General features: G+C 68.9%; 11 protein-coding genes and 2 pseudogenes. 1 reads left to right on the top strand and 12 read right to left on the bottom strand.

Going from position 1 to position 12,784, the window contains the following annotated elements:
* Window positions 1-293 precede the first annotated feature (293 nt).
* The 11 genes and pseudogenes from K1T34_RS54035 to trxB form a co-directional block, all read right to left on the bottom strand.
* Entirely contained in the window at window positions 294-455 is a 162-nt protein-coding gene (locus K1T34_RS54035) for a hypothetical protein (RefSeq protein WP_255637967.1), read from the bottom strand.
* A gap of 110 nt (window positions 456-565) precedes the next feature.
* A pseudogene (locus K1T34_RS54925) lies at window positions 566-754 on the bottom strand (IS3 family transposase); the annotation flags it as partial.
* A gap of 277 nt (window positions 755-1,031) precedes the next feature.
* On the bottom strand, window positions 1,032-1,361 hold the full coding sequence (locus K1T34_RS42260; protein WP_255637966.1) for a hypothetical protein: 330 nt from the start codon (window positions 1,359-1,361) through the stop codon (window positions 1,032-1,034).
* Between the two features lie 60 nt (window positions 1,362-1,421).
* Entirely contained in the window at window positions 1,422-2,525 is a 1,104-nt protein-coding gene (tal, locus tag K1T34_RS42255) for a transaldolase (protein WP_220240257.1), read from the bottom strand.
* Window positions 2,455-2,711, bottom strand: a pseudogene (locus tag K1T34_RS54030) (hypothetical protein); the annotation flags it as partial. The gene tal and the pseudogene K1T34_RS54030, both read right to left, overlap by 71 nt.
* A gap of 38 nt (window positions 2,712-2,749) precedes the next feature.
* Entirely contained in the window at window positions 2,750-2,908 is a 159-nt protein-coding gene (locus tag K1T34_RS42250; RefSeq protein WP_220240256.1) for a hypothetical protein, read from the bottom strand.
* Window positions 2,905-3,414: a peptide-methionine (S)-S-oxide reductase MsrA gene (msrA, locus tag K1T34_RS42245; RefSeq protein ID WP_220240255.1), complete on the bottom strand. Its 510-nt coding sequence runs from the start codon at window positions 3,412-3,414 to the stop codon at window positions 2,905-2,907. Before msrA ends, K1T34_RS42250 begins: the two co-directional genes overlap by 4 nt.
* A gap of 9 nt (window positions 3,415-3,423) precedes the next feature.
* A complete protein-coding gene (gene msrB, locus K1T34_RS42240) occupies window positions 3,424-3,915 on the bottom strand; it encodes a peptide-methionine (R)-S-oxide reductase MsrB (protein ID WP_220240254.1) in 492 nt (163 codons plus the stop codon).
* Window positions 3,916-4,100: 185 nt separating this feature from the next.
* The gene (locus tag K1T34_RS42235) at window positions 4,101-4,532 is read right to left on the bottom strand and encodes a DUF5709 domain-containing protein (protein WP_220240253.1); all 432 of its coding nucleotides are present in this window, start codon (window positions 4,530-4,532) and stop codon (window positions 4,101-4,103) included.
* A 405-nt stretch (window positions 4,533-4,937) separates the two neighbouring features.
* Window positions 4,938-5,264, bottom strand: a complete 327-nt coding sequence (gene trxA, locus K1T34_RS42230; RefSeq protein WP_220240252.1) for a thioredoxin — start codon at window positions 5,262-5,264, stop codon at window positions 4,938-4,940.
* A gap of 32 nt (window positions 5,265-5,296) precedes the next feature.
* Window positions 5,297-6,289, bottom strand: a complete 993-nt coding sequence (gene trxB / locus K1T34_RS42225) for a thioredoxin-disulfide reductase (protein WP_220247675.1) — start codon at window positions 6,287-6,289, stop codon at window positions 5,297-5,299.
* A gap of 535 nt (window positions 6,290-6,824) precedes the next feature.
* On the opposite strand from trxB, the gene K1T34_RS42220 reads away from it, so the two are divergent.
* Window positions 6,825-7,646 (top strand): isocitrate lyase/phosphoenolpyruvate mutase family protein, encoded by an 822-nt coding sequence (locus tag K1T34_RS42220; protein ID WP_220240251.1) that lies wholly within the window; start codon window positions 6,825-6,827, stop codon window positions 7,644-7,646.
* A gap of 146 nt (window positions 7,647-7,792) precedes the next feature.
* Here the strand turns inward: K1T34_RS42220 and K1T34_RS42215 are convergent, their stop codons facing one another.
* Window positions 7,793-12,754 carry an AAA family ATPase gene (locus tag K1T34_RS42215; protein WP_220240250.1) on the bottom strand — a complete coding sequence of 1,654 codons (4,962 nt, stop codon included), beginning with the start codon at window positions 12,752-12,754 and terminating at the stop codon, window positions 7,793-7,795.
* Window positions 12,755-12,784: the final 30 nt, after the last annotated feature.

Raw genomic sequence — 12,784 nt, 5'->3', positions numbered from 1 at the left:
CACGCGTCGACCTCGGGTGCCGGCGATCTCACCGCGTGCGCCAGCACTCCGTCCATCCGGCGTCGCCCGCTCAGGTCAGTGCAGCCTGCCACCCGTGGCTCTGGTGCGAGATCGTAGATGCCGGCCTCCTGCGGGTAGTCGCCTTGAGCACCGGGGTTGGTATCGATCGGCAGCCAGGCATACCGCACCGCGTTACGTCATCGCCCGCTGTCCAGGCGGCGTCAGCCGTTGCTTCCCGGGACATTCCTGCACGTGGGGTTGACCCGGTTTGACGGACAGGGTGGTTGAGGTGGTTAGGCTGCTTGACGCATGACCGTTTCGTGGCTGGCGGGGCTGAGGTAGCCGAGGGTGGAGTGCAGTCGGCGGGTCTTGTACCAGCCTTCGGTGTACTCGAAGATCGCGCCAGGTAGGGCCAGGTAGGGCCAGGTGTGGATGTAGGTGATGTCGCCACACACCAGCGGGTGTTGATATCTGTTGCCACACAAGAGAAATCCCGCTTGATCAGGTCGGCAGGCACGGCTGCGGCCGGGTCGGGAGTGGTGGTGCGCCAGCGGTTCGACGCCCGCCCAGCCAGACCGGCAGCGCGTAACAGCCGGGCGATCCGCTTGCGGGAATGCCGTCTGCCGCGGGGGCGTAGTTCGGCATGGACCCGAGGGCTGCCGTAGGTGCCCTTCGACTCGTCGTGGACCGCGACGATCTCGCTGGTGAGTGCTGCGTCGCCCCGTTTATGACCAGCACGTCCCCGGGCAGCCAAACGTGCGGACGGTCCAGCGCGATGGTCATGACCTCGCCTTCTCCTCGAGCTCGAGGTTGTTCTAACCGGGCAAGGACAACTTGGGCAGTATCGCCTCGATTTGTTCGCGGTCTGGTTCCAGCCGCGGCGGCAGCTTCAGCGCACGACCCAGTTCCGGGGAGCTGCGCCGTCGGTCAATCCCGGCGCGGTCCTTCGAACTCGCGGGTCGGGGTTGACGGTCCTGTTCTGAAAACGTCGGACCGGTGGTTTGCCTGGGGTATGTGCCACGGCCCGCAAGTCAGGCGTAGCGTCCCGAGAACTGTGAACCGTCTCCGCAGTGGATGAAGCGCAGGCCGACGATCGAGCCGTCCTCGACCATCCAGTACAGGTCGTAGGAGGCACGGTAGCTGGGCGGCCAGAACGAGGCGAAGCGGCCGTCGGCGTCGACATACCAGTCGCCGCGGGTGGGGTGCCCCCGATCGACGTATGTAGTGACACCACTGTGGTCGAAGACTTGTTCGGCGCCGTTGTCGTAAACTATCCGCCCGGCCGTCAACGCTGCCAGCAGGTTCTTCGTGGCCACCTGCTCGCCATCGGCAGGACTGAGTGACTCCAGCGACCGAGGCAACGGGATTCCTTCCGGGACTGATGTGGGTGCGTGGGTACGAGAGGGGCAGTGAGGTGGCGTTCAGCCGAGAAGCGCGCCGACTGAGGCGTGGAGGGCGCGCCAACTGGCTGAGAACTTGGCGACGCCTTGCCTCTCGAGCGTGTCGTACACATCGCCGAGGTCGACACCCGCGGCGACGACGGCCGCCATGTCCGCTGCCGCCTCCTTGCTGCGCCCGACGACCTGATCGCCGGAAACCTCGCCGTGATCGGCGAACGCCGAGAGCGTCGCGGGTGGCATCGTGGAAACGGTTCCGGGCGTGATGAGACCGGTGACGTACTTGGTGTCCGGGAAGGACGCGTCCTTGACACCCGTGGATGCCCACAGGAGTCGCTGCGGGCGGGCGCCCTCGGCGGCAAGGCTCTGCCATCGCGAGGATTCCCACACTGCTGTCAAGGCCTCGTGAGCGAGCCGTGCATTGGCCAGGGCTGCGCGGCCACGCAGCTCTCGGACGCCGGTGGCATCGAGGCGTATGTCGACCTCGGTATCCACTCTGGATACGAACAGAGACGACACGGAATGGATCGACGCGAGGTCGTGGCCGTTCTCAAGGGCCTGTTCGAGGCCCTCGACGTACGCCTCGCCGATCTCGGCGCACCGCTGCGCCGAGAAGACCAAGGTCACGTTCACGTTCACGCCGGCTGCGAGCGCACCGGTAACAGCCTGGACGCCGGCGCGCGTGGCCGGGATCTTCACCATGAGGTTCGGCCGGTCGACGAGCTCCCAGAGCTGGACCGCCTCCGCGATGGTCGCGTCCGTGTCGCCGGCGAGCTCGGGGCTCACCTCCAGCGACACCCTGCCGTCGATGCCGTCGGTCTGCTCCCAGACCGGACGGAGCACGTTCGCCGCGTGCTGAACGTCCCAGATCGTCAGCACCCGAACTGCCTCGGCAACGTCGATACCGTTCCTGGCCAGGCGTTCCAGCTGCGCGGCGTACCGGCTGCTCCGGGTGATGGCGTTGGCGAAGATCGTCGGGTTCGTGGTGACGCCGACGACTGAACGGCTTCGCACGAGGCGTTCGAATTCGCCGTTCTCCAGAATGTCGCGCGAGAGCTCATCCAGCCAGATCGAAACGCCGGCTGCGCTGAGCTCGCGGAGCCGATCGCTGTCTTCGTCTTCGTTCACTTCGTTTTCCTCTGTTGTGTGCCTCGTTCCAGGCGGCGGTTTCTTCCGATGGGTCCGGCGTCCACAACGAGCCCGGCACAGCACGCCCAGCGGACCCGAGCTTGTCATCTTCTTCGGCACCGGTGCGCCCTGGTACTCGAGCGGGACCGCGTGGCCGTGGTTGTCCACGCCACCCAGCGGTTGGTTCGCTATTAAAGCGCTCACGTTTGAGGGACGGCCGCCCCTCATTCTCCTCGGTTTTCGTCCGTGCGTGCCGGATCGTCAGTCTCGCCGGCCCGCTGGCAGTTGAGGGCCAGCACGAACTGCGCCGCGAACGCAGCGATCCCCACAGCAGCGAGGAGGTACCAGCGATCGGGCTTTCCGAACTCGCGGGCGCGGATCACGAGGCCGTCGCCCGCTTGGGCAGCTTCCACCCGGGGCGGGGGAAGTGACACGTGTAGCCGTTCGGATAGGTCTGCAGGTAGTTCTGGTGTTCGGGTTCGGCCTGCCAGAAGTCGCCGGCGGGGGTGACTTCGGTGACGACCTTGCCGGGCCAGAGGCCGGAGGCCTCGACGTCGGCGATGGTGTCTTCGGCGACCTTCTTCTGCTCGTCGTTGGTGAAGTAGATCGCGGAGCGGTAGCTCAGGCCGATGTCGTTGCCCTGGCGGTTCTTCGTGGTCGGGTCGTGGACCTGGAAGAAGAACTCGAGCAGGTTGCGGAAGTCGGTCTGGGAGGGGTCGTAGAGGACCTCGATGGCCTCGGCGTGGGTGCCGTGGTTGCGGTAGGTGGCGTTGGGGGTGTCGCCGCCGCTGTAGCCGACGCGCGTGGACACGACGCCGGGCTGGTGGCGGAACAGCTCCTCCATGCCCCAGAAACATCCGCCCGCGAGGATCGCCTTTTCGGTCGTCACGTCGTCTCCTTACTTGTCGGTGTTGTCGGTGTCGTCGGTGAAGAGGGCACGGAAGTCTCCATACCCCTCTTTCTCCAGGTCGTCGAGGTGGATGAACTTCAACGACGCGGAGTTGATGCAGTAGCGCAGGCCGCCCTGGTCGACCGGGCCGTCGTCGAAGACGTGGCCGAGGTGGCTGTCACCGTGCAGCGAACGGACCTCCGCCCGGATCATGCCGTGGCTGAAGTCGTTGCGCTCGACGACGTTCGTCGTCTTCTGGATCGGCTTGGTGAAGCTCGGCCAGCCGGAGTGGCTCTCGTACTTGTCGACCGACGCGAACAGCGGCTCGCCGGACACGACGTCGACGTAGATGCCGGGCTCGTGGTTGTCCCAGTAGGCGTTCGCGAACGCCCGCTCGGTCCCGTCCTGCTGGGTCACGCGGTACTGCTCCGGGGTCAGCCGGGACACGGCTTCCGGGTTCTTGTTGTACTGCTGCACGAACGCCTCCCTGACGGTGTACACCTCGACAACAGTTTCGCGGCCGGGCTGACGCCGGTCTTACCGTTCCCAGAAGCGATGCCGGAGCAGAGGACCCCGCGCCGGCCCTCGCGAAGGTTGGACTCCGGAAGAGCAGCCCGTTGGCAGGCGTGCACTGATCGGACACCGCAGTGCGCAAGCGTAAGGATGAGCGGCCGGGCGGTGTCAGGCTATTCGGGGACGATATGAACGGCCGCTTCCTCCGCGGACGCGGCGGCGCCGTCTACTCCAGCGTCCGACGCGAACAGATAGGGGTAGACCGGATCCGACTCCTCGTCTTCGATCAACCGTCCGGCGCGCCGAGTGCCGACCTGGTCGTCGTAGAGCTCCCCGTCCGTGTCCGATGTGTCGCCCAGGCCGTCGCCTTCGGGCTCGCCCGTGAAATCGGGCAGTTCGCGCGCGAGGCGGTGGCCGAGGTCCTCATGCCCCGCGGCCTCGCCGGCCGTGGTGCCCCAATCGAACACGGCGATCGGTCGTTCGGAGGCGGAGTAGCCCTCGTCGAGGACGTCCTCGACATCCCGCTCGTCGAGGCTCTCATCGGGTTCGAGGACGCCGGAGTCGTTGTCCACGCCGCCGTCGTACTCGTCAGCGTCGTCACTCATGTCCAACCTCATTGGGTATTTGACGATGTGCGGCGGCGCGGCACGAATTCTTACCGCGTGTTCGGCAGGACCTTGGTGGACCAAAGGTGTCGGGGGCACCGGTACAAGGCCGGGTTCACGTGGCGGGGCTTCCACGAGTGCGTCGCATGGCTCCGGGTAGCTCAGGTCGACGGTGTACATGTCGCCCTGCTTCCGGAAACCGTGGTCGAGGGCGTCCACGACCAGGTCACACTTGGTGCTCCACCGTCGATACAGCGTGGGGCGCGAATCATCCATTCGCGGGTGGCCTGGACGATCGCCTCGTCCAGGGTCGTATCGCGCAGCCACACTGCCGTGCGGGAACCCGGGCCCGCGAGGCGATTCCCGCAGGCCCGGGTTCTCAGCAGCTGGACAGCGCCGCCTCGATCAGAGGACGTCCTTCAGATCCGACAGCAGAGCCGCCTTCGGCTTCGCGCCGACGATCTGCTTCACCGGCTTGCCACCCTGAAACAGGATCAGCGTCGGGATCGACATCACCTGGTAGTCACGCGCCGTGTTCGGGTTCTCGTCGATGTCGAGCTTCGCGACGGTCAGCTTCTCGCCGTTCTCGGCCGCGATCTCCTCGAGCACCGGGGCGACCATCTTACAAGGCCCGCACCAGGTCGCCCAGAAGTCGACCAGGACCGGCTTTTCGCTGGTCAGGACGTCGTCCACGAACGACTTGTCGGTCACCTTGACGGTGTTGTTGCCCATGGTTTCTCCTTCGGGTGGTCGGTATCGGAAAGTCAGTGGGTGCCGGCGCCGTAGCCGCCGCCGACCAGCTCGGACGCCTCGTGGGCGTTCTCGTCGCCGTGCTCCGCCAGCCATCGTTCCGCGTCGATGGCCGCGCTGCACCCGGAACCCGCCGCCGTGATGGCCTGACGGTAGGTGCGGTCCACGAGGTCACCGGCCGCGAACACGCCCGGCACGTTCGTGTAGGACGTGCGCCCCTGCGTCACCACGTAGCCGTCCTCGTCGACGTCGACCTGGCCGCGCACCAGAGCGCTGCGCGGGTCGTGACCGATCGCGACGAAGAAACCGGTGACGTCCAGCGTCTTCTCGTCGCCGGTCTTGGTGTCCGTGACCTTCAGGCCCTTGACGGTGCCGTCGCCTTCCACCCCGGTGATCTCGGAGTTCAGCTGCCACTTGATCTTGTCGTTCGCGCGGGCGCGCTCGAGCATGATCTTGGACGCGCGGAACTCGTCACGGCGGTGCACGATCGTGACGGACTTGGCGAACTTCGTCAGGAAGGTCGCCTCCTCCATCGCGGAGTCACCACCGCCGGCCACGGCGATGTCGTGGTCGCGGAAGAAGAAGCCGTCACACGTCGCACAGGCCGACACACCGCGGCCGAGCAGGTCCTGCTCACCGGGCACGTTCAAGTAGCGCGCCGCAGCGCCCATCGCGAGGACGACCGCGCGCGCGGCGTACCGCTTGCCGTTCGCGACCACGTACTTGACGTCGCCCGTCAGCTCCAGCGACTCGACGTCCTCCGCGCGCAGCTCGGCGCCGAAGCGCTCGGCCTGCTTGCGCATCTCTTCCATCAGGTCCGGGCCCTGGATGCCGTCGCGGAAGCCGGGGAAGTTCTCGACCTCCGTGGTCGTCATCAGCGCACCACCGAACTGCGTGCCCTCGAACACCAACGGTTCGAGCTGCGCGCGAGCCGCGTAAACCGCAGCCGTGTAACCGGCGGGACCCGACCCGACGACGATCAGGTTCCTCATTTCCTCGGCAGCCACCTTGCCGGTGGAGTTCAGTCGCCCGTTCGACTCGGCCATATGCCCCTCTCCTCTGTGCTGGTTTCCTGGTGGCGACAGTCGACGGTCGGTTCTTACCGCCGGCTGACGCCGGCCCACCCAGATTGACCCGAACCAGAGGCAGATCCTCATCCGCATGCACCAAGGCCCTACGCGGTAGAGTCCGTAAGCAAGTCGCGTCCGCGCGCCGCTCAAAAACGGCAACGGCAATTTGCCGAGGTCAGCTCGCGTGGTTGACTGTCGGGCGCCAGGGCCAGAGGAGAAGCCGTGGACGGATACGTCCCGGGACTGCCCATGACGCGGAGCAGGATGCGCGGTACACAGCCGTTCGCCAGAAGCGTGAAGGCGCGTGGGCCTGCGTCTCAACCTGCGCGATCGCTCCCCTGTACACGCGAGAGACCGACTGCAGATCCGCATCGGCGTGACCGGGGATGTCCCTCGGCCACCCGGCTGACAGCTGCTGATATGCCGCCGTTTCGGAAAGAATTTCGCACGCTTTGGAAGGAACAGCTCGGCCATGTCTGACAGTGCAGCCCCGACACGCTACGAACAGTTCGCCGAACTCCATCGTGGCCCCAATATCGTCATCATGCCCAACGCATGGGACGTGCCGTCGGCCCTGCTGTTCGCGGAGGCCGGGTTCAAGTCCATCGCGACCTCTTCAGCGGCGTTCGCCGCGACACTGGGCCGGCTTGACGGCATCCACGCCATCAGCCGTGACACGCATCTGGACCATGCCGCCCTGCTCACGTCCGTGAGTGGCCTGCCGATCAACGGCGACTTCGAAGACGGTTACGGCGAGACTCCCGAAGATGTCCGGACGACTGTCGACGCTGCCATCGCCTGCGGTCTGGCCGGCATCGGCATCGAGGACACCACTGGTGACCCCGCCAACCCGATTCGTGACTTCGATGATGCGGTTCGCCGCATCGAGGCCGCCGCCGCAGCTGCGCGTGGGCAGATCGTCCTGACCGGCCGTACGGACAACTTCTTGTGGGGGATTTCTGACCTCGAGGACACCATCCGCCGCCTCACGGCCTTCGCGGAAGCAGGAGCTGACGTCCTGTACGCGCCGAACCTGCCGGACACGGCCTCGATCAGCACAGTTGTCAAGGCTGTCGCGCCCAAGCCGGTCAACGTCCTCGTCAGCCCCCAGGGCACCGCTACCCTTGCGGAACTCCAGACGATCGGCGTCCGCCGGATCAGCCTCGGGGTTGACCCGTACACGCACGCCCTCGGAGCTACGAAGGCGGCTGCGGCGAAGCTCGCGGACGGAGACCTCACGGCGCTCGCATCGGATCTCACCTTCGGCCACATCATCGACCTGATCAAGGGCTGACGCGGGAGTCGGTGGCCTTGCCCGGCAGCGGCGGGAGACCGAACTCGGTGACCTCCGTCGGGTTGAGCGCGACGCTGTCCGCCCCGGCGATCACGTCGCTGGCTCCCGACGTCGGAGGCGGCACACGAAATCGCGGTGACTCCCGCTCAGCTCGGGCCCATGCCGGCGCGCTGCAGGGAGAACTCGGCCAGAACGGCCGTGCCGGCGCCGGCCGCCGTCTGCAGCCAGAGCCGGCCGCCGAGCGCCTCCACCCGGTCCTTGAGCCCGACCAAGCCGGAGCCGCCGGCGAAGTCGGCGCCGCCACGACCGTCGTCGCGTACCCGGACCCGCAGCACGCGGCTGGCGTCGACGATCTCGACCTCGACCTGGACGGCCGATGCGTGTGCGTGCTTGACCACGTTGGTCAGCGCCTCGGAAACGACGTAGTAGGCGGCGGTCTCGACCGGCTCGGGCAGACGCCGGTCGACCTGCACGGCCAGCTCGACCGGGACCGCGGAGCGGCGGGCGAGTCCCTTGAGCGCCGGGCGAAGGCCGCCCTCGGCGAGGATCGCCGGATGGATGCCGCGGGCGAAGTCGCGCAGCTCGTCCAGGGCAGTGACCGCTTCGGCTGCGAGATCCTCCAGCTCCTCCCCCAGCGCACCTGAGTCGGGTGGAACGTCCGCTCGGGCGATGCGCGCGCGCATGGCGAGCGTGATCAGACGTTGCTGGGCGCCATCATGCAGGTCCCGCTCGATCCGCCGACGGGCCCGGTCGGCGGCGGTGGCGATACGCGCGCGCGACGCGATGAGGTCGGAGTAGAGCTGGGCATTGTCGAGAGAGACGGCGAGCTGTGCGGCGATGAGCCTGACAGCGTCGAGCCGTTCCGTGGCGAACGCGGCGCGCATGAGACGGTTTTCCAGCAACAGCACCGCCCGCAGCGCGCCGCGGCCGAGGATGGGCATGGCCAGCAACGAACAAGCACCCAGGCCGGCGATGTACGAGTCGCGGGCGAAGCGGTCATCGCGGGTGGCGTCGTCGACAATCAGGATCTCGGCCGTCCGCTGGACGTAGCGCACTGCCGACATCGGCAGGTCGCGTTCCTGCGGGCCACCTGCCGTGGCGGTATCCGTGGTGCGGTTCGGCGTCGGCAGCAGCCAGTCGTGGCGGTCCTCGTCCCACAACAACAGGTGCACGCTGGTGGCGCCGGTCATCGCACTGAGCACTTCGACGACGCGGGTGTGCAAGCGTTCGATGTCGGTCTCCGAGCTGAGCGCCTGCGACGCGGCGAGGATGCCGAGCAAGTCGAGCGTGCCGGTCGTGACCGTCGAGGACGGCCGGAGATCATCGGCACCCCGGCCGCCGCCGGACTCGCCGGTCGTGAGTGCTTCCGGCCGTGAGGTGGGGTATGCCCAGTCCAGCTGGGCAACCTTCGCCGTCGCGCCCCATGCCACGTAGTACTGCCGCGCGCGGGCGAGCAGGTCGCGGCCGGCCTGCTCCAACCCCTGTGCGAGGTAGAAGCGGGCGGCGCGTTCGGTGATGAGGGCCCGGTGCCACGGGCGTTGCCGGCCGGCGACCTCGCGCCGGGCGGTGTCGAAGGCGAGGGCTCCGGCGCGGAAGTCGCCGACCGCCCAGGCCCGCTCCGCCTCCAGCAACCGCTGCAGGTGGCGGAAGTTGTCCGGCGCGTCCGCGGCGCGGGCGGCCAGCCAGCTCGTCACCTCGTCCAGTTCCGACAGCAGACCGCCACGCTCGTCACCCGGGCCGGCGCGGGCCTGCTCGGCGAGGGCCAGGCCGCGCAGCAGACGGGCCACAGCGGTGGGGTACAGGCCCGCCACAGCCGGCAGCAGCGGCATCGCCGCCGCGGCGTGCCGCGCCAGCCCGTCCGGATCGCCGAACACCGCGGCGACGAGCGCGTGGCTGAGATGCGCGTGGAAGAGCGGCATCGGGTTGTTGGCGTACCCGTCGGTGGGGACCGCCCCAGCGGTCGTGGCGACGCTTTCGCCACGCAGTACACCGGCCAGCCACTGGTAGCTGCCGAGCCACTCGCCGGTCTGCTCGTTGCCGGTACGCCGCACGAAGGCCAGACCCGCCTCCACCTCGGCGACGAGGACGTCCAGCGACGGCGCGCAGTCCAGAAGGTAATGCACGGTCGGGTGGTAGGTGTAGCCGGCGTTGGCCAGGTCGCCCCCCTCGATCAGCCCCTCCCGGGCCCGCCCCGCGGCTTGGACACCGTTCTCGATCGGCTCGAACCAGCAGCTCAGCAGAGCGAACCGGCGTCGGGCTTCGGAGGTGCCGGGCTCGTAGCCGCGGGCCTCGCCCAACGCCAGGACCCGGCGCACCGCCCGGTACCCGGCGGCGTAGAGCGCGCGCCGCGCCACCGCGGCGACGGCGGCGGCGCTGACAGGTCCGATGAGGGTAGGGCCAGGGCCGTGCTCGAGCCAGATCCGCAGCGATTCCAGGCCCAGCCAGGCGCCCGTGGCGTCGCCGCCGGCGAAATAGGCCGCCGGCTGGACCGCGTCGATCAGACGGGTCGTGGCCAGCAGTGTGGGCTCGGCGAGGGTGGGCCGAGCCAGATCATCGGCAGCGTCGGTGCGGTCCAGCCACCGGTACAGGCGGTCGAACTGACGGTCGAGCTCGGCGGCGAGCCGGTCCGCCACCGGCACGGTGATGCCGAGCTCACGCAGCAACTCGACGCCGAGTCCGATCGCATCGGCGAACCGGTTCTGGTGGGTCAGGCTGCTCACCTGCACCGCCGTCGCGGCCGCGCGGCCCAACGCGGTGGGGCCCAGCCCTTCGATCGTGCGGTACTCCTCGTCCGCATCATAAAGGCGCCCCAGGCCGTACAGGGCGGCGTGGCGGCCGGTGTGCACCGCGATCAGCGTGGCGGTCTCACCCGGGCCGATCAGCCGCAGCGCGGCGGCCAGCAGCGCGTTCACCAGCGCGTGATCCCCGATCAAGGTGGCCTGGTCGGCGGCACGCCGCAGCAGCCCCACCACCCGACGCCGCTCGCCGGCATCGTCGATCGCGTCGACGACCGGCAGGTACTGCTCGGCGGCGACCGCATACAACTCCGGCACCCCGGCCAGCCGCCGGGCCGTGGCCAGCTGCACGGTGCGTCGCCGCCCCGGGTCGAGCCCGCGCAGGATCGCCTCGCGGAGCCGGTCGTGGCGGAACCGCACCGCCTCGTGGGCGCCAGGCTCCATGACGAGAAGGCCTTCGGCGAGGGCGGGCGCCAGCATCGATTGCACCTCGGCCGCTGGGTCGCCGGTCGCAATCCGCAGCAGGCTCAGCTCGGCGCGGCCGCCCAGACAGGCCATCACCTCCACCAGCTGCCAGGACGGCAGCGGTACGGTCTCGATGCGCGCCGCTAGCAGCTCGCCGACCTTTGACTGGCCCAGATGTGCGCGCACCGTCGCCGTGTCCCACCGCCATCCCGTAGCGGTCGCGGTGAGCACACCGTCGCGGCGCAGCGCGTTGAGCAGCTCCACAGTCTCGTACGGGTTGCCGGACGTGTGCGGCCCGATCACCTCGGCCAAACCGGCCACCACGGCCGGGGCCGCGTGCAGCATCTCGGCGACCATGGTGACGAGGCTCGAGACGGGCAGGTTGTCCAGTCTCAGGTTCCGCACGCCGGCCCGGTCACGCCATCGCGACAGCGGCGCCGCCAGCGGATGCGCCACGTCCACGGCCTCGTCGCGGTAGGCGCCCACCAGCAGCAGACCCCCGACCGGTTCCTCGTCGAGCATCATGTCGACGAGGCCGAGCGCGACGCGCCCGGCCCACTGCAGGTCGTCGAGGAACAGCACCACCGGGCGTTCCCGCGACGCGACCGCCCGCAGCGCCTGCACGCCCATCCGCTGCGCCCGGTTCTGCGCGGTCAGCGGATCCCCGGGATCGGGTGCCACCGCCAGCAGAGCGGCGAACTCCGGCACCACGGCGGTCAGCAGCCCGGCGTTCGGGCCGAGCGCGGCCAGGATCCGCGCGCGGACCTCGGCCAGCTCAGCCTCCGGCTCGGCCAGCAGCAGCCGGCCCAGCGCCCGAAACGCCTGGTGGACCCCGTTGAACTCCAGGTCGCGCCGGTACTGGTCGAACTTGCCGGCCACGAACCAGCCGCCTCGGCCGGCCACCAGCGGCCGCAGCTCGTCGACCAGCGCAGTCTTGCCCACCCCGGGTGTCCCGCCGACCAGTACCGCCCGGCACCTGCCCGCCTGCGCGTTCTCGAACGCCGCCTGCAGGATCGCCACCTCGTCATCGCGGCCCACCAGCCGCGGCGGCAGCAGCCGCAGCGGAACATCGTGCTCGCCGACGCGGACCGAAGCTGCCGCCGGACGCACCTGAACGTCCGGCACCCGCTCCAGGTCGTGAACCACGCCGTCGGCGGTCTGATAGCGGTGGTCCGGTTCCTTCTCCAGCAGATGCAGGATGATCTCCGACAGCGGCCCCGGTACCGCCGGGTTCACCTTCGCCGGCGGCGCCGGCACCCGCGCCAGGTGATCGTGTGTAAGGCGCAGCGGGTCCCCGGTGCCGAACGGCGGCTCCCCCGTCGCCAGCTCGTACAACGTCGCGCCCAGCGCGTAGAGGTCGGCCCGCTGGTCCACCGACCGGCCGGTGCGCCCGGTCTGCTCCGGCGCCAGATAAGCCAACGTCCCCACGATCTGCGTATGGTGGATGAACTCCGGGCGGATCTCGACGAACGAGGTCGCCAACGCGAAATCGACCAGACACGGGACACCATCGCCGGAGAGCACAATGTTCGCCGGGGTGATGTCACGGTGCATCACGCCCCGCCCGTGCATCCCCGCCACTGCCTGCGCCAACCCCAGCGCCAGCCCGATCAGAACATCAACCGGCAACGGCTTGGCCAGCCCCGCCAGGCCGGTGCCACCAACGTCCGCCAACACGATGGACCCCGGATACTGAGGCGCCTCCAGCTGGGCGACCCCCGCGACATCGCGCAGCCGCTCCAACATCGCACGCTCGTGCTGTAGCCGGCGCTCGGCGTCCGGCCCCAGCAGCTCCTTCCGGATGACCGTGCGCTCAGCCAGGAACAGCCGACTGACGCGCGCCCGGTCGCTCTCGTGCAGTATCTCGACCTGCGGCTCTCGGCCCGGCAGCACTCCGACGTCCCCCATCCGACACCTCCAGGCATGGACGGATTCCCC

Origin of the sequence: Amycolatopsis sp. DSM 110486 (genome assembly GCF_019468465.1) — a bacterium.
GTDB lineage: Bacteria > Actinomycetota > Actinomycetes > Mycobacteriales > Pseudonocardiaceae > Amycolatopsis.
The sequence above is the reverse complement of the archived record's forward strand: the minus strand, read 5'-3'. Positions and strand labels throughout refer to the sequence as shown.